This window comes from Arsenophonus nasoniae (genome assembly GCF_004768525.1).
GTDB classification, from domain to species: Bacteria; Pseudomonadota; Gammaproteobacteria; order Enterobacterales; family Enterobacteriaceae; genus Arsenophonus; species Arsenophonus nasoniae.
This window is the reverse complement of sequence record NZ_CP038613.1, coordinates 2,264,166-2,288,180: the sequence shown is the minus strand read 5'-3', so window position 1 is coordinate 2,288,180 and position 24,015 is coordinate 2,264,166. Positions and strand designations below refer to the sequence as shown.

General features: G+C 36.5%; 14 protein-coding genes and 3 pseudogenes. 11 read left to right on the top strand and 6 right to left on the bottom strand.

Annotation, left to right across the window (positions count from 1 at the left end):
* Positions 1-172 precede the first annotated feature (172 nt).
* The 3 genes from ArsFIN_RS11460 (at position 173) to ArsFIN_RS11450 (ending at position 5,971) form a co-directional block, all read left to right on the top strand.
* Positions 173-607 carry a hypothetical protein gene (locus ArsFIN_RS11460; protein WP_026823852.1) on the top strand — a complete coding sequence of 145 codons (435 nt, stop codon included), beginning with the start codon at positions 173-175 and terminating at the stop codon, positions 605-607.
* Positions 608-675: 68 nt separating this feature from the next.
* Positions 676-2,676 carry a C80 family cysteine peptidase gene (locus ArsFIN_RS11455; protein ID WP_135677735.1) on the top strand — a complete coding sequence of 667 codons (2,001 nt, stop codon included), beginning with the start codon at positions 676-678 and terminating at the stop codon, positions 2,674-2,676.
* Complete coding sequence (locus ArsFIN_RS11450) at positions 2,627-5,971, top strand: calcium-binding protein (RefSeq protein WP_026823850.1); 3,345 nt, start codon at positions 2,627-2,629, stop codon at positions 5,969-5,971. Before ArsFIN_RS11455 ends, ArsFIN_RS11450 begins: the two co-directional genes overlap by 50 nt.
* Positions 5,972-6,076: 105 nt before the next feature.
* On the opposite strand, the pseudogene ArsFIN_RS28830 reads toward ArsFIN_RS11450, so the two are convergent.
* Positions 6,077-6,756 (bottom strand): annotated as a pseudogene (locus ArsFIN_RS28830) (transposase zinc-binding domain-containing protein).
* A gap of 81 nt (positions 6,757-6,837) precedes the next feature.
* Here ArsFIN_RS28830 and ArsFIN_RS11440 point away from each other — a divergent pair.
* From ArsFIN_RS11440 to ArsFIN_RS11430, 3 genes are all read left to right on the top strand, one after another.
* Positions 6,838-7,596, top strand: coding sequence for a hypothetical protein (locus ArsFIN_RS11440; protein ID WP_026822755.1), 759 nt, complete (start codon positions 6,838-6,840; stop codon positions 7,594-7,596).
* A gap of 131 nt (positions 7,597-7,727) precedes the next feature.
* Entirely contained in the window at positions 7,728-8,366 is a 639-nt protein-coding gene (locus tag ArsFIN_RS11435; protein WP_026822754.1) for a calcium-binding protein, read from the top strand.
* A gap of 259 nt (positions 8,367-8,625) precedes the next feature.
* Positions 8,626-9,918, top strand: coding sequence for an NAD(P)/FAD-dependent oxidoreductase (locus tag ArsFIN_RS11430; protein WP_026822753.1), 1,293 nt, complete (start codon positions 8,626-8,628; stop codon positions 9,916-9,918).
* Positions 9,919-10,002: 84 nt separating this feature from the next.
* Here ArsFIN_RS11430 and mfd read toward each other — a convergent pair whose 3' ends face one another.
* On the bottom strand, positions 10,003-13,443 hold the full coding sequence (mfd, locus tag ArsFIN_RS11425) for a transcription-repair coupling factor (protein WP_026822752.1): 3,441 nt from the start codon (positions 13,441-13,443) through the stop codon (positions 10,003-10,005).
* Between the two features lie 195 nt (positions 13,444-13,638).
* On the opposite strand from mfd, the gene lolC reads away from it, so the two are divergent.
* From lolC to pepT, 5 genes and pseudogenes are all read left to right on the top strand, one after another.
* Positions 13,639-14,841 (top strand): lipoprotein-releasing ABC transporter permease subunit LolC, encoded by a 1,203-nt coding sequence (gene lolC / locus ArsFIN_RS11420; protein ID WP_026822751.1) that lies wholly within the window; start codon positions 13,639-13,641, stop codon positions 14,839-14,841.
* Positions 14,834-15,523: a lipoprotein-releasing ABC transporter ATP-binding protein LolD gene (lolD, locus tag ArsFIN_RS11415; RefSeq protein WP_026822750.1), complete on the top strand. Its 690-nt coding sequence runs from the start codon at positions 14,834-14,836 to the stop codon at positions 15,521-15,523. The genes lolC and lolD overlap by 8 nt, the downstream gene beginning before the upstream one ends.
* Positions 15,524-15,539: 16 nt before the next feature.
* Positions 15,540-16,787, top strand: a complete 1,248-nt coding sequence (lolE, locus tag ArsFIN_RS11410) for a lipoprotein-releasing ABC transporter permease subunit LolE (protein ID WP_026822749.1) — start codon at positions 15,540-15,542, stop codon at positions 16,785-16,787.
* A gap of 91 nt (positions 16,788-16,878) precedes the next feature.
* Positions 16,879-17,700, top strand: a complete 822-nt coding sequence (gene cobB, locus ArsFIN_RS11405) for a Sir2 family NAD+-dependent deacetylase (RefSeq protein ID WP_026822748.1) — start codon at positions 16,879-16,881, stop codon at positions 17,698-17,700.
* 109 nt (positions 17,701-17,809) lie between these two features.
* Positions 17,810-19,062, top strand: a pseudogene (gene pepT / locus ArsFIN_RS11400) (peptidase T).
* A 72-nt stretch (positions 19,063-19,134) separates the two neighbouring features.
* On the opposite strand, the gene ArsFIN_RS11395 reads toward pepT, so the two are convergent.
* The 4 genes and pseudogenes from ArsFIN_RS11395 to purB all read right to left on the bottom strand — a co-directional run bounded on the left by ArsFIN_RS11395 (position 19,135) and on the right by purB (position 24,007).
* Positions 19,135-20,262: a ribosomal protein uL16 3-hydroxylase gene (locus tag ArsFIN_RS11395; RefSeq protein WP_026822746.1), complete on the bottom strand. Its 1,128-nt coding sequence runs from the start codon at positions 20,260-20,262 to the stop codon at positions 19,135-19,137.
* A 70-nt stretch (positions 20,263-20,332) separates the two neighbouring features.
* Positions 20,333-21,785, bottom strand: a pseudogene (phoQ, locus tag ArsFIN_RS11390) (two-component system sensor histidine kinase PhoQ).
* On the bottom strand, positions 21,772-22,461 hold the full coding sequence (gene phoP / locus ArsFIN_RS11385; RefSeq protein ID WP_026822745.1) for a two-component system response regulator PhoP: 690 nt from the start codon (positions 22,459-22,461) through the stop codon (positions 21,772-21,774). The pseudogene phoQ and the gene phoP overlap by 14 nt, the downstream one beginning before the upstream one ends.
* Before the next feature lie 175 nt (positions 22,462-22,636).
* The gene (gene purB / locus ArsFIN_RS11380) at positions 22,637-24,007 is read right to left on the bottom strand and encodes an adenylosuccinate lyase (RefSeq protein ID WP_026822744.1); all 1,371 of its coding nucleotides are present in this window, start codon (positions 24,005-24,007) and stop codon (positions 22,637-22,639) included.
* Between the last annotated feature and the right edge of the window lie 8 nt (positions 24,008-24,015).

Here is a 24,015-nt window from a genome sequence, read left to right as displayed (position 1 = left end):
TTAAGGGACACAGCCTAGATTTACTTTAGAAAATGGTGTACAAGCGATAAAATTTAGTGAAAAAGATGATCATCATTATTATTTTTTTGATATTGATTATTTTTTTAAACAGCATCTTGATGATCCAGCAAAATACAATGCTCATTATTTTGAGATTTTTGCTGGTGATCATATGATGATACTCTCAATAGAAAGTGAACAGGATAAAATTAATTACTGTTTTTTTGATAGTAATATAGGTGTATTTAATTTTGTGAATAAAGAAAAGTTTAAATCATTTTTTATTTATTTTTTGCAAGAACATGAAAAACCTTATAACATAATTAAAAATGAAAGTAATAATTATCAATTTAAAATAGCTGCGTATAAAAATAATAATGATATTAAACAACAATTGATTGACTTAAATATTTCACATGAAGAGATAGAAACAACAGCTGCAAAAATTATTTTTGAACAACAAGAAAAATTTGCCACTCGATACATTATTAGAGAACATAAACTTTATCCAGTTGACTTTGAATTTATAAATATTGATTTCATAAATAAATTTTCTATTATTAAATTAACGGGCACTATTGATAATAAAATAGTGATAAAAAAATAGTTATTCAAGAATTATCTATCGATGAAATACTAAATATTCTCAGTAATGAAGTGAGCGACATATTTTATTTGCAAAGAGAAATGATATTAATAAAATATGATCGCGATAATATCATCTATTATGAGTTGAATGATACGATTAATATTAATCAGCAACTTTCTGAAATTTCAAATAATAGAAAATTACCTTATTTGATCAAGAAAAATGATGATTTTTTATTTATGCATGATTATGTCATTGATAATGAGGATAATGAAAGTGTGTTTACAATGGATACTGTTTTAGATAATAAACATACAGTCATTATTCAGATTCAGGATGATAGCGTGATCAGTAATGGTGTTGAAAGATTAAAAAACAAGCATCCAGAAAATACTACTGTGATCTTTTTTGATATCCGCAATCATAAACACCAGGTTATTTATAATTCAACAGTTTTAGCAAAAAAAGATAATGTCCGTTGGTTAATTACTGCTCATGGTTCATATTTTAATAAATTATCACCGGAGTTTTTTGCTACTAGTTTACAAAATTTGAAGTCTAAGCTATTTGATAATCATGATCCGAAAAAAATTATTTTTTTAAGTTGTAAACAAGCTAATAACAATATATTACATGATAATGGGTTTAAATTTAGCCGTGCATTGTGGTCGAAGGGTTTTAGTTCAACGATGGCAGCTTATACAGAAAATATTTATATCTCTGATTCTGGTCATAGGATGGCAAGAGTAACTTTTTTGGACAAACAAACGCGAGATTTGCCTGCATATATATATAAAAATGTATATCAATATCATCAAAAATCGGGAATTATATTGGTCAATGAGCAGGATTATATTTTCGTCCTATTAGATAATATTAATCATGAACATGTATTGGATGATACTGTTTTAGTAGAACATCATGATTATTTAAAAAAATATTTTGCAGATAAGAATGATCAATTGGATATTGACTTAATCAGATTGGTTAGTTACGAAAATGAAGCTTATAAAATTTTCAAATCATATTATCATGAAATGCTTAATAAGCATCTTATGTTTGATAGTCAAATATTAATAAGTAGACTAAGAGCAAATGGTATAATTGAAATACCTATTTGGCGAAAAGTGAATGCAGATTTTATTTTAGCAGATAATAGTCATTTCCCTGTTGCCACAAAAAAAATCATTATTCTAAGGTTTGCTGGAGATGGTACTACGCGCCAGCAAGCTGAATTAATTGCTGCGCAGGATCCGCAGAATACTTTAATTGTTCAACTTGATACGAAGCGGAAAAAATATTTTATTGAATATGGTAGCTTGGCTGATTTTCAACCTCAATCTGAGCAGCATTGGTTGTTATTAGGCCACGTTTCTCCATCAGGTAGAGAATTTAGTGGTTTAAACGCACAATTATTATCACAATCTTTAATAAGTCTGAAAGAGGAATTATCATTTAATAGCCCGCAAGAAATATCTATTATTAGCACTACGCGAATTGGACAATATAGTAATCCGTTTCGTGCTGATTGGATTGTATCAGGTTTAGCAAAACAGCTCTCTGCTGCTGAAATTGATACTATTTTAACATTTTATACCCATAAAAAGAGTTTTTTGGTCAACCAAAATTTATTAGATTATCACGATAGTTTTTTTAATTGCCGTTATGATCGAACCACAAAGCAAATTTTATTAAATGAAATTCCAATTACCCAAGCTTTATTGATGAGTATCGCATTAAAGGAAATTTCTATTTGGCAGGCAACACAAGAAAGCTCGTTTTACTTACAAAATTATTTCACCGATAAGCGAGGTAATATCGATGAAAATAAACTTAAACAAGCATTGTATGATCCGGTTATAAACAAGAAGATAAATCTTTTTTTTCAACAAAATTATTATATTTCTATTAATGCCATGGATCATTGGCAAAAAATCTTTATTAAAAATATTCGGTTACCAATATGGCAACAAGCGGATGAATTATTATTATTATTGGATGCAATATATGTTGATCATAACGTGTTGTATCACTTAAGTGACCATTCCACGCTGGGTATTAAGGCAATATTTTGCTTTAGGTGCTGATAAGATAAATCAGGGGGAAATATTACGTTTAATAGCAAACTATCCTGAATATTTACATTTACAGACTGCATTAAATGATTTGATCGGTCTCGCTACCGGAAGTGGTCTTGAAGGATTATCGTTACAACTGGCATTAGAAAAAAGTGATCATTGGCATAAACGCTTATTTATCAATTTTTCTCAATTAAGACAACAGATTAGTCATAGCTCAGATATTGAAGGGGGGATCAGGTTGTTTCCCCATGCTTTTTTGTTAGATGACCATAATATTTCTGCCGCTAATATTGCAGCGACTTTAGGCACTATATATGCATATTCTATTGATTATAATGAAAATTTTCATCAATTATTGGTCTATCATCGTAAATTATATGAACAGAGATTGAAGTATTCATTTACTCGCGAAGAATTGCATTTTTTGCAGCAATTTGACCATATGTTCAATAATATCAAGCATAGAGAGATGATAGGTAACACTTCACAATACATTACCAGACAATCACTGGAGCAATGGTTATCTACGGCAGTAGCAGGCAGATATCAACTAAAAGCGGGCAATTTAGTATTTACTTTGTCTATTATTCAACAGGCAGATAATTATCAATATGCTTTATTTGATCCTAATAGTGGCGAGATCAAACTAAGTGGGCAGGATAAACAGAATATTTCGACAGAACTATGTAAAGGATTGACTGCTTACTTAACCGTGGAACTGCCTAAAAATTTTATTATCCATAATAAGACGACCAGAGCGGCGGAAATGGGGATAGCAAAAAACGCTGTAGATCAATTTGAGTTTGATATTTATCGCCTCAAACTTGATCCTGTTATTAAGAATGAAATAAGTTCTTTGATATCACAATTACCCAATAAATCCGAATCAACAGCTCAATCACTAACTGTAAAAATAGGCGCAATTGATATTCAATTGGCAACCTTACAGCAAGCAGGTGCGCAGATTGATAACAAACTCGTTACCTCCCAGTCAGTTAATTTATTGTCTCGTCATCCAGATAAATTGACTTTTGATGTTCAACAACTTAATGATTATTTAACTTTTGTTAGTGGTTCACAGCAGAATTCAAAACTAGTTAGCGTAATTAAGCAACAGTTAAATCAGGTGAATGCAACAAATGCGTTATTAGCCAATCAACAAAATTTGGCTTCATCTGCTCTATTATTAGAAAGACTATCAGATATTAAGCAGTCTAATGATATAAATGGAAATCTTTGGCCACGTTTTCAGCAAAATAGTGTCAAATTACCTCGTTATGCCCGCATGATGAATAAAATCGGTTATGGTACTCAGGCTATTGGCCTATTCCAACTGGTTAACTCTACCCAGATGATGTTAGCGGAGCGAGAGTTACCGCAATTAAGTGATGAGCAGCGAAGCGAAATTGATAAAAATATTATTATTGCCTGGAGTGCTGCTGGAGCCAATTTTAGTACTGATATTTTACAACCGTTACTATTAAAAATCGCTTATAAAACCACCGGTTGTTATCGGGTAGCTGGAACGTTTACTGGGCGAGCAGTTATGTTTTTAAATATCGCCGCGGCAGGTTTTGATGTTTACTATGCCTATGAGAATTTTAGTCAACTGAGGACAGAGCAAGCTGTTGATATTCGTCAAGATCTGATAGTTAATGGTACACTTTCATTACTAAGCGCAGGTGTTGGCGTTGGCACGGCGTTTGCTTTTTTCGTTGGTTCATCGGCAGCTGGCCCTATTAGCATTGCTATTGGTGCCGCATTAATGCTAGGCGGAATGACATATAATGCGGTACGAATCGTAAAGAAAATTAAACAAAAGGTTGAATTAACTTCAGCGGAAGAATTTGAAACCGGTTTACGAGCGGCTTTGGGATTGAGTCTAACTTATACAATACAAAATAGATTACAACAATATCACATAGCAGATACTTTTCAGCTAGCATTATTTGAAAAACAGCGCAATCAATTTGAAGATATACTTAAACCGGCAGGTTATAATTTACATTTTTATATTGAAGAAGAACAGCAGGTTGAAGAACTACCTTATTTTCATTTAATAGATAAACAAACAGGTCAATATATAACCTATCGAGATATTAAAGAGCTGTCAATTTCAAAATATATTAATTCATTTACTATTCCAATAACGACTTTATGGGCAAATGACAATATTGATTTTGAGATAGAAGAGAATAAAAAGCGTTTTTCTACATCAGAAGTAAATTTAATTCTACAACAATTGCCCAATCGTTATGAGGTTGAGCGAGTAAAAATAAAAGAATATATTCCTTCTACTTATGCAGCTACTGATGAAATTATTTTATTGGCACAAGATCATGATAATATATTGTCAAATTTTGAGGATATTGTTATTAATCAAAATAGAATATTTACCTCTAATAGCCAAAATTCAAAAGTGCTCCATTTCACAGCGCTAAATAATCCATATGATCATAATTATGATCTTATTGAAAACTATCTGGCAGAAACTTATCATAAAAAGAATATTTCTGCAGTAAGTTTTAATACCGCGAATGGTAATGATGTTATTATTGGATTAGATACCTTAGCCAATCGATTTGAAATTTATGACGGAAAAAAAATATTTATTGCCGGTAACAAAGATGATATTTTTATTCTCAATAATAGGCAATTTGCAATTAATGAAATAAAACATCTTTATGCTAAAGAAGGTAATGATAGCATTATTATTAATACTTTACCTATTCAACAAGATTTAGGGCTTATAGAGCCAGATTTTTCTGTTTATAATAAACATAATAATACTAGTTTTTTTGGCTGTTATATTGATTTAGAAAACAGCAGTGTAAAATATTTAAAGCGACCTTTTACGCGCTTTGAATATGCTCAACATCTACTGAAAAATTTTATTAATAGTGGCAGTAATGCTTCTCAGCTTGTGGCGTCTATTGATAATTTTGAAAATGCGAGTGGGCCTGATAAAGCACATAATATCATTATCGGTAATGAAAAAGATAATATTTTATCTGCTGGTAACGGCCATGCAATATTGCATGGTGGTGAAGGTAATGATGCGCTTTTATTAACCAAGGGCTATGCGAATGGCGGCAGTGGTGTTGATAGGTATGTTATTCAACGTTATAACTGGATGGATCATATAAAAATTTTACCTGACTACCGTTTTTATAATCAATGGAATGCAGAACAGCAAATTTTTATTAACCCAAACCAACAAAAGCAATTATTTAAATTTACTCGATTGTTCATGGTTAGGAATCTCAATCAATACAGTAAGGCATTAATGGAGGTGTTTTGAACTTAATATTTCTATTAAATTCTGACAGTTTTCTCGTTGATTAACCATGAGAACAGTAATTCGGTTAAATTATCATCTAAAAGCCTAATAATAGGCACACTGCTCCTAGGCTGCGGTTTGTAACCATCGTTTTTTGACCATTTTATCCCGCCTTTCTGACAGTAAAGTGACGGCGTGTATTCCTTTTTCCGCACTCATAAACCGCAATCGGTTTCCACATAAAATACATTGGTACGGGTCAGTATTTAAAAAACCTTTGATAAGGGCCCCAAACCCAGGTTTTTCAGGCACATTAGGAGATATCATGTCTAACGCCTCATACACCTTCGGTAATAAGCACCCGCGTTTGCGATTGGCTAAAAAACCGTAATAACGGATCATCTTAAAATGTCGCGCAGGGATATGACTGACATAACGCCGTATCGTTGGTTGAGCAAGTACCAGTTATTGTTAAAAAAAGGCCAAAGTAGGTGAGGCATAGTGAGGGTAATATGTTGCCATTCGCAATCCGGCAAAATATGGCGCTGCTGGGCAATCCACTGTTCGGTGCCTTTGAGGCCACACGCACTGTAGGCTTTGGATTTACAGGTTTGACAAAAGAAGCGTGAATGAGAGCATTCAGGTGAAGAACAGCAATAACGGCGAACGCCCATAGCGCAGGTGCTGCAGGCGAGCATCTTTTCGACAGAGAGTAGTTGCCATTCATCTACGTGATTATTTTCGATGAAAAGGTTCCATCCGTCATCGTATTGAAATAGCAGTTTTGCAGGTCTGGGGATGTACATAGAGCAGAGTATAAAAGACGAGAAGGGAATTGCCTAGAAATAGAGCGCCTTTGCCGCGATGCTCACGCCAAAGGCGTGCTTATGTTCAATTATCATTCTAACGTGGTTATTGATGAAGAAGGCAACAACGGTGAAACTATTGTCGAGCTGGAGTATCAGTTAGATGAGATAAAATCATTTGCATTAAAAGATCGTGATATTATCCTAAAAATTGAAATAGCTGTGCCATCTGAACTAAATAACGTTGCCAAAAGTGATATCGAAATTAAATTAAAAAATGCCTATGGTTATTATGATAATGGTAAGCATTTTTTAACTCATCAATATAATATCCGCACTCAGGATGGCTTTATATTGGCACCTTACCTACCTCAGTCCGTCAATTTACTTATAGATCAACCAATATTATATGAAGCTATGTATGTTAGGCGTTTTGAGCGCCATGTTACCACGGCTCGCCCCTATTTTGTTGCCATTGATTTGGCTGAAAATAGCATAGAAACTTATAAAAAGATCTATCATTTACCAGATAATATTAGGCCTATGCAAACTACCTTTGAGGCGTTGGGAACGGTATTATCCGGTGATCGGTTTGATAATTATTTTTATAATATAAAAAGTGATAGTTATTGTTATATAACCAAAGGAGTAGATCATTATTATATTAGTGATATATCAATATTAAATTTAGTCTCTATTTATATTACTTTTGACTATGCCAAAATAAGTGAAAATTACACTGACAATGATAGAATCATTATTTATCTTGCTGAATATAGTGGTTATGATTTTTTCTTTGACAATAATGAATTAGTACACAAAGATAAAAAAATAATCTAGCCAGAATAAAATTTATAAATTGGCAGCGATTAGAATCATTAAATATTCTAATACAGGACAAAAATCAGCAAAAATTTAATATAATTCTGTCTGAACAAGGTAACTTTATTGCACCATTAGATCCTGTTAAGTTGGCAACAGAACAAGATGATATTATTGTATTGCCACTCGATTATCGTATGAATGCCAAATTACTTGATGCCGGTGATGGTAATGATATTGTTACTGATGTTAGTGAAAAAGGACATATTATAAAAGGCGGAAAAGGGAATGATATCATTACGGTAAAGGCAGGTAACAATATTCTGCTCGATGGTGAGGGTGATGATGCACTTTATGGCGGTGATGGCGATGATATTCTTATCTCTACCGGCGGAAATGTGACTTTAGCGGCGGGAAAAGGTAACAATATTATTTTTATTAATCAGCTTAATGGCTACGTTACCATTATTAATAATGGTGGTAAAGATACCATTATTTTACAGGATAAAAGGATTGCTGATTATCAGATTGTTGATCACAATGGCAATCGATCGTATCTCTCTGCTGATGGTTTATCTGGCATATTAATCGAAGATTATGATCAACAAAATGTTGTTATTAACGCTGCGATCGGGCAGGGAGAAACGCTTAATAATAGACAACTTGATAGTTTAATTGATTTTATAGCTGCGTTTGATTCTAATGGGGAAAATGGCAGCATCGATTTAATGACTTATCTACCTAACTTTAATATTGATCTCGATTTTAGTGTTGCAACAACGATATAAACACGATTATTAATAAATAGTAATTAGATAGTTAGCTTTTGTTATTATCAACAATGACAGTATTTTGTTTTATTTATTATTAATAAGTAATGATGTAAAATAACCAGCTAAATTGATTTTAATCAATTTAGGTATGAGCAAATAATCAACTATGTTATTCTGTAGGTAAAATAAACATTTTTTGAAAAATTATGCTATTTAAAAGCTAATATCAAATATATATTTAAATAAGAAAAAATTATTTTAGGATAAGGTAGTTATGATGACGCCAAAAACCAAGATTATTATTGTCGGTGGTGGGGCAGGAGGATTAGAACTTGCAACTAAATTAGGGCGCAAGAATCAAGCTGAAATTATATTAGTTGATCGTAATCAAAGCCATTTGTGGAAACCATTACTGCATGAAGTTGCGGCTGGCTCTTTAGACGACGGTGTTGATGCACTGAGTTATTTGGCCCATGCCCGTAATCACTATTTTCATTTTCAATTAGGTAGTTTGATAGATATAGATCGTGAAAATAAAACCATCAAACTCGCAGCGATACATGATAAAGAAGGGCAATTATTAGTTCCTGAACGACAGCTAGATTTTGATATTTTAGTCATGGCGTTAGGCAGTGTGTCTAATGATTTTGGTACTGCCGGTGTAAAAAAACATTGTATTTTCTTAGATAACCCTAAGCAAGCGCATCGTTTTTATGATGAAATGTTAAATTTATTTCTCAGTTACTCGGTGCGACATAAACCGGATGATAAGATCAATATCGCGATTGTTGGTGGTGGCGCAACCGGGGTGGAATTGTCTGCTGAACTTTATAATGCTATCGAGCAATTAACTAGTTATGGTTTTGAAGGCTTAGATAAGGAAGCACTTAACGTAACCCTGGTTGAGGCAGGAGAACGCATCTTACCGGCTTTGCCTATACGGATCTCTACCGCTGCTCATCATGAATTAACCAAATTGGGTGTGCGTGTTTTAACACAAACCATGGTAACCCGAGCCGATGCTGATGGCCTCAACACAAAATCGGCAGAAAAAATTAACGCTGATCTTATGGTTTGGGCGGCTGGTATTAAAGCACCTGATTTTATGCAACAAATTGGCGGTTTAGAAACCAATCGAATTAATCAATTGGTCGTTAAACCAACACTACAAACTACACTCGATAGTACTATTTTTGCCATTGGTGATTGTGCCTCTTGTCCTAAAAAAGAGGGTGGATTTGTGCCTCCGCGGGCACAAGCTGCTCATCAAATGGCGACTTTATGTTATAAAAATATCCTGGCATTACTAGAAGGTAAAGAGTTGAAAGAGTATGTCTATAAAGATTATGGCTCTTTAGTCTCATTGTCTCGTTTTAGTACCGTTGGCAGCCTGATGGGAAATTTAGTGCGTGGAAATATGATGGTTGAAGGGAAAATCGCTCGACTAGTCTATATTTCACTTTATCGCATGCATCAGATAGCATTACACGGTTATATTAAAACGGGATTGATGATGTTAGTGGGTAGTATTAATCGTATCATTCGACCTCGATTAAAATTACACTAATTTACGCTGAACACGCTTAATAACGCTAGATTTGATATTAACCATTGCGTCTTATTTAATTAAAATAAGACGCAATGAATTAATTTATACTTGATGTGATTGAAAATCGGCTATTAATTGGCTAACGAAAGTGAGCCTTTCAGCATAAGTAATTAATGGTTTAATAAATTTCAATTTATTAGGGCCATCTAGTCGATAAACCTCTGGTGAGTTTTGTAGTAAGGCGATAAGAAAAGTGGCGTTTACTCTATTTTGTTCACTAAATTCAATAAATCCACCTTTTTCATGCGCTTCTATGCGTTTAATGCCTAATGCTTGCGCATGCATTCGGATGGCAGTAGATTGTAGTAATTGTTTGCCTGCATCGGGCAGATTACCAAAACGATCGATAAGTTCAATTTTTAACTCATCAAGCTCTTTGTCATGTTTGGCGCTGGCTATTCTTTTATAAAAAGATAATCTGAGATTGACGTCAGGGATATAATCATTCGGCAGCAATACCGGCATTCTTAACTCAATTTCAGTCTGTTGGCGGGTTAGCTCTTCTAAAGAAGGCTCTTTGCCTTGCTTTAATGCCTCAACAGCATTTTCGAGTAGTTCCATATAAAGTGTAAATCCGATAGTAGTCAGCTGCCCACTTTGTTCTGCACCAAGCAACTCCCCTGCGCCCCGAATTTCTAGATCATGGGTTGCTAATGCAAAGCCAGCGCCAAGATCTTCTAGCGCTGCGATCGCTTCAAGCCGTTTTTGCGCATCGATGGTCATCGCTTTAGGATGTGGCGTTAAAAGATATGCATAAGCTTGATGGTAAGAACGACCAACTCTGCCACGTAATTGATGTAATTGCGCTAAACCAAAATGATCTGCGCGTTCAATAATGATAGTATTAGCGCTAGGAATATCGATGCCCGTTTCAATAATGGTGGTGCAAATTAATACATTGAACCGCTGCCGATGGAAATCGGTCATCACACGCTCCAGCTCTCTTTCACGCATTTGCCCATGGCCAATTACAAAACGCGCTTCAGGTACCAACGACTCCAAACGCTCTTTGGCTTTTTCAATATATTTTACATCATTAAATAGATAGTAAACTTGTCCACCGCGCAATATCTCACGCAAAATGGCTTCCCGCACAATTAAGTCATCATATTGACGAACAAAGGTTTTAACGGATAATCGACGAGAAGGAGGGGTAGCAATAATAGACAGATCACGCATGCCACTCATTGCCATATTGAGGGTTCGAGGAATAGGTGTTGCCGTTAATGTGAGAATATCAACATTCGCTCGCATCGATTTAATTAACTCTTTATGACGAACACCGAAACGATGCTCTTCATCAATAATTAATAACCCGAGTGCATGCCAGCGGATATCATTTTGCAATAATTTATGGGTACCAATTAAGATATCAACTTTGCCTTCAGCCGCTGCGTTAATAATCTGTTGTTGCTCTTTTGCACTACGAAAGCGAGACAGCATTTCAATCCGTACCGGCCAGTTAGCAAAACGGTCGCGAAAATTATCAAAATGTTGTTGTGCTAGCAGCGTTGTTGGCACCAATACGGCTACTTGTTGATTATTGGTTATTGCCAGAAATGCTGCTCGCATTGCCACTTCGGTTTTACCAAAGCCAACATCACCACAGACCAAGCGATCCATAGCAATTGGTTGGCACATATCACTTAACACGGCATTAATTGCTTGTTCCTGATCAACGGTTGTTTCGAAGGGAAAACCTTGACAAAAAAGTTGATATTGCATTTTATCGTGTTTGAAAGCAAAACCCGGCTTTATACTACGTTGAGCGTGGATATCTAACAGTTCTGCTGCAACATCACGAATTTTTTCAGCCGCTTTTTGTTTGGCTTTCGTCCAAACATCGTTACCTAATTTATGTAGTGGCGCATTTTCATCGCTGCTGCCACTATAACGACTAATCAAATTTAGCGATGAAACCGGCACATAAAGTTTATCATTGCCAGCATAACTCAGCATTAAGTACTCGGCTTGAATACCGCCTGCTGCTAAAGTGGTTAACCCCTGATAACGTCCAACCCCATGTTCCAGGTGAACAACGGGTTGCCCAGGCCGTAATTCTGCCAGATTGCGGATCAATAGGTCGGTATTGATAGCTTTACGTTGTTCAGTATGACGTTGAATAACCCGTTCACCTAAAATATCGCTTTCACAAATAAAGGCAATTTGTTGATCCTGATTAGTAAAACCCTGTTCAGCCGCACCGACGGTGATATAAAAGCCTGGTTTGTTGGCTTCATTTAGGGTTTTAATTCTATTAGGATTAATTTTTATCTGTGCTAGTAAATCTTGTACAGTTTCACGGCGTCCAGCGCTTTGTGCAGAAAAAATAATCCGCCCGGTGAAATTTCTGCTGAACTGATCGAGTTTATCAAGTGGCGCTTTATTTTGCTGACTGATACTTAAATCAGGTAAGGCTAAGTAGGGTAGATTAGTATGGCCTGCTTTTTGGGCAATTGATTCAGCGGATATTTTGATACGTGGCCATGCCTTAAGACCTCGATTAAGTTGTTCGCTATTTAGCCAAAGTGTTTCAGGTAATAGTAGAGGACGCATGGGATCAACACGGCGACTCTCATAACGCTGATAAGTATCAGCCCAAAATCTATCAACAGCCGCGGTTAAATCTTGTGTAATCAGCAAAGTATTAGCGGGGAAATAGTCAAATAGCGCAGATAACGGCTGATTGAAAAAAAGGGGTTGCCAGTATTCAATTCCTGCGGGTAGTATTTTTTTACTGATTTGTTGATAAATATGTTCAGGATCGCGGCGTATGTCGAAATGCTCTCGCCATTGGCTACGGAATAACTCAATCGCTTTATCATCTGTGGGGAATTCGTGAGCTGGCAGTAAATTTATCTGCTCAACTTCGCTTATAGTAAGTTGGTTATCAACATCAAAAGTTCTTAAGCTGTCGATTTCATCACCGAAAAAGTCAATCCGATAAGGGTAGTCACTGCCCATTGGAAACAGATCAAGTAACGCGCCACGAGTAGCATATTCTCCATGTTCCAGCACTTGTTCAACGTGTCGATAACCGGCTTTATCAAGATTATTACGTAATTTTTCACGTGAAAGTTTATCTCCCTTTTGCATAACCAGGGCATTACTGGTTAGAAAATCAATAGGGCAAACTTTTTGCATTAAGGTATTAACCGGAACAATTAATAAACCTTTTGTCAGGGTTGGCAGTCGATAAAGATTGGCTAACCGCACTGAAATAATTTCTTGATGTGGCGAAAAATTATCATAAGGCAAAGTTTCCCAATCCGATAGCATTGTCACTGAATGGGAAGAAAATTGTTGTATTTCATCACATAATTTTAAGGCATTATGCGTATCTTGAGCGATCAAAACAACAAGACCCGGATGGCGTTCGACAATATCAGCACACTCAACAGCGGCCGCCGCGCCAATTAGACACCCCAAATGGCGAGTATCACCTTTTTGTTTGGGTAGTTGGTAATAATATTTTGCCGACATAAGGATTAATTGATTCTCATTGATAGAAATTGTAATACTTGTTTTGTTGACACTAAAACAAACGAAAAATAGTCTAATCTATTAAGTTAGATATAAAAAATCGTAAAACATTGGCTTAGGGTGGTTCCATTCAGTAACGCTACCCTTTATTATCGCCAAACACTTTGCTTTGGCAACAGAGGTATATCGGATTTCATGTCTCAGTCTGTTATCTTTTATATTGGTCTACGTTACATGCGTGGACGAACAGGTGACCGCTTTGGTCGGTTCGTATCGAGTTTATCTACAATTGGCATTGCACTAGGCGTTATGGCATTAATTACTGTGACTGCTGTTATGAATGGTTTTGAACGTTCATTACAGCAGAGTATTTTGGCATACATGCCACAGGCTATTTTAACGACACCTAAAGGAAATCTCAATCCCAGTGAATATCCAGCAAAAAATGTAACCTATCTACAGGGAATCGATCGCATTGCGCCAATTGTGGAAAGTGATGTGGTATTACAAAGCCGGCAAAATGTGGGGGTTGCGGTCATGATTGGCGTTGATGAAGCGTCGAGCGAGCCTTTATTAAAACATTTGCAAGATGTTGATCCGACAGTATTAACCGCCGGCAGTTACCATGTTATTTTAGGCATAAAATTGGCTGAACAATTGGAGGTAAAGCGAGGTGATCAATTGAGATTAATAGTGCCTGGTGTTAGTCAGCTTACCCCAATGGGCAGAATACCCAGTCAGCGTTTATTCACTGTAGCCGGCGTTTTTGCTAGCCAAGGTGAAGCCGATAATAGCGAATTGTTGGTTAATCAGCAGGACGCAGCACGATTAATGCGTTATCCAATCGGTAATATTACGGGTTGGCGTCTTTATCTTGACTCACCATTAACTGTGGATAGCTTGAGTGAACAAACGTTACCGGTAGGTATGATATGGAAGGATTGGAGAGAACGAAAAGGTGAATTTTTTCAGGCGGTTAGAATGGAAAAAAATATGATGGGCTTATTATTAAGTCTCATTATTGCCGTGGCCGCGTTTAATATTGTTACTTCACTTTCATTATTAGTGATGGAAAAACAGTCCGAAGTGGCTATTTTGCAGACATTAGGTTTAAAGCGCGGCCAAATTATGGCTATTTTTATGCTACAGGGAACTGGAGCTGGGATTATTGGTACCCTTATTGGCACATTATTAGGTCTATTTATCGCTAGCCAGCTTAATATAATAATGCCAATGCTGGGTTTATTAGCCAAAGGTATCGAATTGCCGATAGCTATTGATCCTGGCCGTATTATATTTATTGCTTTATCTTCAATCGCTATCTCATTATTGGCCACCCTTTATCCAGCTTGGCGTGCTGCCACCGTTCAACCTGCAGAGGCTTTACGTTATGAATAATTCTCCCCTATTAGTTTGCCAAGACCTCTGTAAATGTTATCAAGATGGCAAAATTGCGACCAATGTACTTAAAAATATCTCTTTCTCTATCAACAAAAGTGAAATGATGGCAATTTTGGGTAGCTCAGGTTCTGGCAAAAGTACGCTACTCCATTTATTGGGTGGGTTAGATACACCAACTCGTGGTGATGTTATTTTTAATGGTAAAAAAATTAGTTCACTTTCTAGCAGTGGCAGAGCAGAACTACGTAATCAAGAGTTGGGATTTATTTATCAATTTCATCATCTTCTACCGGATTTTACCGCGTTGGAAAATGTGATGATGCCATTATTAATTGGCGGAATGGCACACATGAAAGCGCAGCAAAAAGCCGATGAAATGCTAGCAGCAGTCGGTTTATCGCATCGAGTAAATCATCGCCCGGCTGAGTTATCAGGTGGTGAGCGTCAGCGCGTTGCGATTGCCCGGGCAATCGTGAACGAACCCGCTTTAGTGCTAGCAGATGAACCGACTGGTAATTTAGATTTACACAATGCAGATGTCATTTTTGATCTATTATTGGCGCTTAATCAGCAAAAGGGGACGGCATTTTTAGTGGTGACTCATGATTTGCGACTTGCAGGTCGCTTAACGCATCAGTTAGAAATGCGAGATGGTTATTTACAAGATGATCGGACTTAATAGGAGTGCAATAATCATGGTGGAATTACCCCGTGCTTTAAAAATTGCACTTCGCTTTAGTCGAGGCAAAAAAAGAGCTGGCTTGGTTTCATTGATATCAATTATTTCTACATTGGGTATTGTGCTTGGTGTTGCAGTGTTGATTATTGGTTTAAGTGCGATGAATGGTTTTGAACGTGAATTAAAAAATCGCATTCTTTCCGTTGTCCCTCATGGCCAAATTGCGGCAGTCAATCAGCCTTATTTAAATTGGCAAGCTGATTTAGCTAAAGTTCGACAAACTCCGGGTGTGGTAGGTGTATCACCTTATATTAATTTTACCGGATTACTTGAAAAAGGCAGTGCTTTGAAAGCAATTCAGGTAGCTGGTGTTGATTTATCATCAGAACAAACCGTCAGTTCGTTACCCGATTTTATCTTAAATAATGCATGGCAAAAATTAAAACCAGGCAATAACGAAATTATTTTAGGTCAAGGTGTCGCAGAAACATTAAAAGTTTCGCCCGGCGATCATATTACCATCATGATCCCTAATCATGATGATAAATTACGTATTCAGCAACCGAATCGAATTAATGTCACAGTTATTGGTGTATTTAAATTAAATGGCATGTTAGATCATCAACTCGCAATCGTGCCATTGCAAGATGCTCAGCAATATTTAGCCTATGGTGATGGTATCACCGGTTTTCAGATCAGTGTAACTGATGTTTTTGCCGCTAATAAAGTTGTCTATGATGCGGGTATCAATACTGGCCATTATGTCACTATTAAAAGTTGGATAACGGATTATGGCTACATGTATAGCGATATTCAAATGGTGCGGGGTATTATGTATCTTGCCATGATATTGGTCATAGGTGTTGCCTGTTTTAATATTGTATCTACGCTTGTAATGGCAGTAAAAGATAAAAGCAGTGATATTGCGGTATTAAGAACACTTGGTGCTAAAGATAGTTTTATTCGCGCTATTTTTTTATGGTATGGATTAATAACGGGAATGGTGGGTTGTTTTATTGGTATGCTAGTTGGCATTTTTATATCACTAAATTTAACGACTATTATTAAATATATAGAAAATATTGTTGGTCATTCTATTTTGTCAGGTGATGTTTATTTTATCGATTTTTTACCCTCTGAGCTGCATATTACCGATGTATTTTATGTCATGTTAACAACATTAATTTTAAGTTTACTCGCTAGTTGGTATCCCGCTAAACGGGCAACAAAAATAGATCCGGCGCGAATTTTAAGTGGGCAATAACTGTTGTTGTTTTTGCTGTTATTATCTAAAAGAGGCGATTGTTTGATTAAAAGTAATGGGTCGTTGAGCATGAAAAAGGATACTGTCTATGATGCGGTTTCATTGCCGGCTTAGAAAGTTACGCAAAAAGAAAAACTTACATCGACAAAGATTTCGTTGTTGTCTTTTTTACCGTGAAAAACAATTGATTGATAAGATGAAAAGAAAAAAAATTGTCATTTTAACCGGCGCCGGCATTTCAGCTGAGTCTGGCATTCGTACTTTTCGAGCTACGGATGGTTTATGGGAAGAGCATCGAGTTGACGATGTCGCAACACCTGAAGGTTTTGTGAGAGATCCAGAATTAGTACAACGTTTTTATAATCAGCGTCGTTATCAATTACAGCAACCGGATATAAAACCCAACGCAGCCCATTATGCGTTGGCAAAATTAGAACATCTTTTGGGTGATAATTTTTTATTAGTTACGCAAAATATCGATAATTTACATGAAAAAGCGGGTAATAGACGCATTATTCATATGCATGGTGAATTATTAAAAGCTCGTTGTTGTCAATCAGGTCAGGTTATTGACTGGAAAGGTGATTTAACTACTAATGACCGCTGTCACTGTTGCCAATTTCCGCAGCCTTTGCGCCCCCATATTGTCTGGTTTGGTGAAATGCCACTCGGTATGGAAATGATTTACCAAGCTTTATCATCTGTGGATATTTTTATCGCAATTGGTACATCGGGGCATGTTTATCCTGCCGCTGGATTTGTCCATGAAGCTAAACTTGCTGGTGCTCATACTGTTGAATTAAATCTTGAGCCCAGTCAAGTTGAAAGCCAGTTTGATGAAAAATATTATGGTTCAGCAACTAAAATTGTTGAAAAGTATATTGACGGTTTAGTTGCAGAGATCAAACTCTGATTAAGTATTAGTTTGTTTTATTAGTATATGCTGCTAAAGCTGATTTGACGCAATAATTGTCATTAATTCCTTCCGCATAATGCGATAACAGTTCATTGAGGGAGGAGAAATGGATAGGCTTTTAGAGCGTTTTTGGGAATATATTGCGATTAATAGTCAGTCAAAGACTTATACAAAAGCTAAGCCTAGCAGCTCTGGCCAGGTAAAATTAGCAAAGTTATTATTCACTGAGCTGTTAGAGCTAGGAGTTTCTACTAGCGAGCTGTTAGAAAACGGCTGTGTAATGGCAAAGTTACCCGCTAATATTGAATATTCTGTCCCTGCTATTGGTTTTATTTCCCATCTTGATACATCACCTGATTTCGTTGGTAAAAATGTTAAGCCGCAATTGATTGAAAATTATCGTGGCGGAGATATCGCATTAGGTACTGGTAATTCGGTATTATCGCCAGTAATGTTTCCCATTCTGCATGAAATGATAGGTAAAACCATAATTACGACTGATGGTAAAACCTTATTAGGCGCAGAAAATAAAGCGGGTATTGCTGAAATTATGACGGCGATAAGTCATTTAGAACAGCAAAATATTCCCCATGGTGACATTTATATTGTGTTTACACCCGATGCTAAAATAGGTCGTGGTGCGCATAATATTGATTTAGAAAAATTTAATGTTCAGTGGGCTTATAGTTTGCTTGGAAGGGGAATTGGTGGGCTTGAATACGAGAATTTTAATATCGCTAACGTAAGGATAAAAATTATTGGTAAAGGGACGCTTAAGGAGAGTTCTAAAGAGGGTATGGTAAATGCTTTAACATTGGCTACCCGTATTCATAATCAGATCCCAAGCCATGAAATAGCCAAGTCTACCATAATGGATCAAGGTTTTTATCATCTGAATGGTATTAAAGGCACAGTAGAAAAACTGAAATGAATTACATTATTTGTGATTTTGATAAGCAAAACTTTGCCAAACGTAAGCGAGCTATGTTCCAAATTGCTGAAGAACTGGGAAAAGATTTGCATCCTGATTGTTACATTGAATTGACGGTCGATGACATTTGTTACAATATGAATAAAGTTGTTTGCCAGCATCCACATGTTATTGAGATTGCTAAACAAGCGATGATTGACTGTCATTTAAAACCTATTGTGCAACCGATGCGAGATATCACCCATGGCTTGTTGTTAACCGATTATGGTATACCTTGTCCTAATATTTTTACTGGTGGATATAATTTTCATAGTAAATATGAATTTATCTCTTTAGAAGGTATGCAGCAGGCAGTTGAGGTCATTCTACGGATTGTGACATTAACGGCGCAATATGGTAAATCTGACAGAGTGGCTGTGAACGAATGATAGTTAAGCTACCAAATAAAATTATCGACCCGTCAAGCCAATCATGTTTTATTGTATACAGGCTAAATAATTTTAATCGTTAAAATACCAATATCCATCATTAATTAGTTTAGTTACTAATTGCATAAAATAATGATTATTCAATGCGTTACCTAACATATCAGCTTGAATTTCCAACTTTTCAAACAGGATATTAAGGGCAGTTATATTTGATTTAGATGAGTTTAATTGTTCACCATTAACAAAGTATTGATCCGCTACACATAAAGTACGTAAGCCATTAAGTTTGTAAAGCGTATTTCCTTGACGGAGAAGCTGAATAACTTGCTCAACGGTATAGGATGGATCGGGCGGCGCGATATCTAACTCATGACGAGACTGAGAAATAAACGTGCCAAACCAATGAGTAAAAATTTGTGGTTGAGCAAGCAATTGTTGCATTATATGTTGTATTTCAGTTAATTCAGTGGGCAATATGATAGCAGGATTGTCACGTGTGGCTATATTTGGATCACGATAATGGTAGCTACCTAAGTCATTAGCGATCAGGTAATCGGCAAAACTACTAAATAATTCACGGCTCGTTGGTGATCTAAAACCGACCGAGTAATTAAGTGAAGTCTCTATGGAATAACCTTCATGGGGGAAGCCAGGCGGGATATAAAGAATATCACCTGGCTCAAGTTGTTCATCAATAATGGCAGCAAAAGGTTCAACCTGAAGTAGATCTGGATGTGGACAATGTTGTTTCAGTGTCATTTTTTCACCTACTCGCCAATGACGGCGGCCAAGACCTTGAATAATAAAAACATCATATTGATCTATATGGGGGCCAACGCCACCTGCTGGGACAGAATAAGAAACCATTAAATCATCAATTCGCCAATCAGATAAAACACGAAAGGGGGCTAATAAGGCAGTTGATGGATAATGCCAATGGTTAACGGCTTGTACTAGCAGTGACCATCCAGTCTCGCCCAATTGTTCATAGTTATCAAAAGGGCCGTGAGTAACATGCCAACTTCCATCTTGAAAGCTTACTAATCGGCTATCCACTTCATCTTCCATGGCTAATCCCGCTAAATCATTAGCTGAGATAGGATCAATAAAATTAGTCAATCCTTGTTTAATTAATAACGGCCGTTTTTGCCAAAAATTTTTGATAAAATCTGGCCAATTGATATTCAGTTGATAGTCAATCATGTTATTCTGCATATTTATTTAATTTGTTAGCTAAAAGATAAGAAAATGGCGTTGCTATTTAGTGATATTAGCTATCTGTCACCGGGAATTGTTGTCTAAAAGTGACAATCACTCGTGCTCCACCTAATGGATTATGAGTAATAGCAATATCTCCGTCATATTGTTCAATTATTTCAGCCGCAATAGAGAGTCCCAAACCTTGTCCAGGTCGTAGTGTATCAATGCGTTGACCTCGCAAAAAAATCAAATCACGTTTATCTTCAGCAACCCCAGGACCATCATCATCAACAATAATGGTTAACGAATTTTCAGTGCTATTAGCGCTAACTTCGACAAATTCAAGACAATATTTACAAGCATTTTCAATAATATTACCCATAATTTCCATAAAATCTATCGGTTGACCTAGCCAAGTAATTTCAGGCGAGACATCGAGGGTCAAATTGACGCCCTTTTGTTAAGGCACTGCATAAATTATCTAATAAAGCCGAGACAGAAGAAATTTCTCGGATCGCGAAATGATCTTCACTATGTATACTTGCACGGTGCAAATAGTAACCTATTTGTTGTGAAATTCGGCCAATTTGTTCCAGCATAATAGGCTCGGCTTGTTCAATGGTCATTTGTTTACTTGAGCGCAGAGAACGGAGGGTTGACTGTAATACCGCTAACGGAGTTTTTAGGCTATGGCTCAAATCCGCCAGTGTAGTACGGTATTTGCTATAGCGCTTTTGTTCGTTTACCAGTAAATTATTCAAGTTACGCACTAATCCGCTGAGCTCTAATGGTGGATTTTCATCCAGTGCTTCCTGCTCGCCTTTTTCAATGCCGCTTATTTGTGAGCTTAATGATTTAATCGGGTATAAACTCCAGGAAGTCACTAGCCAAAGCAGCGGAATGACCAGAATAAAATTGGTTAATATAACATAGCCAAACCATTCCCAAACTAATCCAGTTTTTTGTAGATCGAAAGGTAAGGTATCTATTACCACAATGGTAAGTTGCGGTAGATTTTTGGTTGCCTGATAGTGGTTGACAGAAACTGAGTGTGTTAAAGAGGGATTTTCAATATCAGTGATTTTTTTCGCTGGTTTACTGCCGTTAGGTGAAACTTTAATTAATTCGCGTGTAGTATTTAAATCGGTGTCTAATTCATATAGCCCATCCTTTTTTAGCCACTCTTTATCGATAGCTTTTTCAATAGCAGGAATGTTGTGTTGTCGCCACAGAATTTCACCTTGTTGATTATAAATTAAAATAAAAGCTGAGGCATTTAAGTTGAAGTCAGTCGGGACATGAATGTCTAACTTATTATTACGCCATTGAGCCAAACTATAAAATAGATTACTTTGACTACGTAGTAAGGTATAGGTTGTTTTATCAAAACTCACTAAATAGCCAACGATGGCAACGGCACCATAGGAGAGTGTCAATGCTAATATTATCCCTGAAGTTGCAAGTAAAAAACGTGTTCGCAACGAAAAGGGTTTTTTGCGTTTTAAAAAATTAAATAGCATCATCGGGCTGTTCTGCGTCAAACCGGTAACCTTGCCCACGAACGGTCACAATGACATCATTAGGCCATTCTTGCATAATTTTTTTTCGTAATCGTCCCATTAGGACATCGATAGTATGACTTTCACGCAATTCTGCATCTGGATAGAGCTGGCGCATCAGTGACTCTTTACTCACTACCTTACTGTTATTACGCATTAAGGTTTCTAAAATCGTATATTCAAATGCGGTGAGCTTTATATTTTTATCTTTAATAGTGAATTCCTTACGTGACATGTCAATAACAAAGTCACCTAGTTGAAGTATTTGTGAAGCAAGCCCACTGTTACGACGCATTAATGCTTGAATTCGTGCTAAAATCTCTTCCAGGTGAAATGGTTTCGTTACATAATCATCGGCTCCACTATTTAAGGCAATTACTTTTTCTTGCCAGCGCTCACGTGCGGTTAATATTAAAATAGGCAATTTAATATTGTCTTGCCGCCAACGCCTGATCATACTTAATCCATCTTCACCGGGTAATCCTAAGTCAACAATTGCAATATCGGGATTACTCTCTTGTAAAAAATAATCGGCTTCTTTAGCATCTGCTGCTGCATCTACTTGGTGACCGGTCTCTTTTAACTGGACAGTTAGATGGTGACGTAAAAGCGCATTATCTTCTACAATTAATATCCGCATAACAACCTCAATTTCTCAATAAATCTACTAGAAAAAGCAGTAATAAATCCTATGTTAGAAGGATAGCTGGAGGACGGCAAGATATTAGTGAATGAAAAGAAAATAATTATGGGGTTTGATTGGCTAATTAAATAAAAAAGTAGGGTGAGCAATGAATATTGCTCACCGATGAATGCTATTTAAAATAGTCCACTAGTTTGATTGAGTAACCAATATAGTTAGCTGGAGTCATTGTTTTTAAACGATTTTTTTCCGATTCTGGTAAATCTAAATCATCAATAAAAGCTTTGATGTCAGCTGCTGTAGTGCGCTTGCCGCGGGTTAATGCTTTTAGTTTTTCATAAGGCTTTTCAATTCCATAGCGGCGCATAACCGTTTGAATAGCTTCAGCCAGCACTTCCCAATTTGCATCTAATTCAATTTGTAAATTTTGCTCATTCACTTCTAGCTTACTCAAGCCTTTCAATGTCGCTTGATAGGCTATCAAGGCATAACCAATGCCGACTCCTAAATTACGTAATACTGTTGAATCCGTTAGATCTCGTTGCCAACGTGAAATCGGTAATTTATTTGCCAGATGATTTAATAAGGCATTTGCGAGTCCAAGATTACCTTCGGAATTTTCAAAATCAATCGGGTTAACTTTATGTGGCATGGTTGATGAACCAATTTCACCGGCGACGGTTTTTTGTCTGAAATGATTAAGGGCAATATAACCCCAGATATCCCGATTAAAATCGAGCAAAATGGTATTAAAACGAGCAATACAATTAAATAGTTCAGCAATATAGTCATGAGGTTCAATTTGGGTGGTGAACGGATTCCATTTGATACCTAACGAAGTAACAAATTCTTCGCTGAACAGATGCCAATTTATCTCAGGATAAGCGGATAAATGGGCATTATAATTACCGACCGCGCCATTAATTTTGCCTAAAATTTCGATTTGCTCAAGTTGTTGATATTGCCGCTCCATACGATAAGCAACATTGGCAAACTCTTTACCTATCGTAGTCGGCGTCGCGGGTTGGCCATGGGTTCTTGATAGTAGCGGTAAAGCGCGATAAAGATGGGCCATCTCTTTTAGGCTATTAATAATTTTTCGCCATTTTGGCAGAACTACTTGATCACGAGCGGTTTTTAACATTAGCGCATGGGAAAGATTATTAATATCTTCAGAGGTACAGGCAAAATGAATAAATTCTGCCACTTTTTCTAATTCAGGTATGGCAGCCATTTTTTCTTTTAGAAAATATTCAACCGCTTTTACATCATGATTCGTTGTTTGTTCAATTTGTTTGATCTGAATGGCATCATCTTCATTGAAGCGAGTTACAATTTGCTCAAGATAAGTTTTTGCTTCGACACTAAATGGGGGCACTTCTTTAATGTCAGCACATGCTGCTAATTTTTGTAGCCAGCGTACTTCTACTTGGATACGATATTTTAGTAAACCAAATTCACTGAAAATTGGACGTAATAGACTGACTTTATCACTGTAGCGGCCATCAATCGGCGATACAGCAGTCAGTGAAGATAATTCCATTGCTAGTG

Bases quoted from the DNA above. Each gene is read 5' to 3' on its own strand.
- lolC (WP_026822751.1), top strand. From the start codon at position 13,639: ATGTCTCAGTCTGTTATCTTTTATATTGGTCTACGTTACATGCGTGGA.
- lolD (WP_026822750.1), top strand. From the start codon at position 14,834: ATGAATAATTCTCCCCTATTAGTTTGCCAAGACCTCTGTAAATGTTAT.
- phoP (WP_026822745.1), bottom strand. From the start codon at position 22,461: ATGCGGATATTAATTGTAGAAGATAATGCGCTTTTACGTCACCATCTA.
- cobB (WP_026822748.1), top strand. From the start codon at position 16,879: ATGCGGTTTCATTGCCGGCTTAGAAAGTTACGCAAAAAGAAAAACTTA.
- mfd (WP_026822752.1), bottom strand. From the start codon at position 13,443: ATGTCGGCAAAATATTATTACCAACTACCCAAACAAAAAGGTGATACT.
- ArsFIN_RS11440 (WP_026822755.1), top strand. From the start codon at position 6,838: ATGTTCAATTATCATTCTAACGTGGTTATTGATGAAGAAGGCAACAAC.
- purB (WP_026822744.1), bottom strand. From the start codon at position 24,007: ATGGAATTATCTTCACTGACTGCTGTATCGCCGATTGATGGCCGCTAC.
- ArsFIN_RS11430 (WP_026822753.1), top strand. From the start codon at position 8,626: ATGATGACGCCAAAAACCAAGATTATTATTGTCGGTGGTGGGGCAGGA.
- lolE (WP_026822749.1), top strand. From the start codon at position 15,540: ATGGTGGAATTACCCCGTGCTTTAAAAATTGCACTTCGCTTTAGTCGA.
- ArsFIN_RS11460 (WP_026823852.1), top strand. From the start codon at position 173: ATGATGATACTCTCAATAGAAAGTGAACAGGATAAAATTAATTACTGT.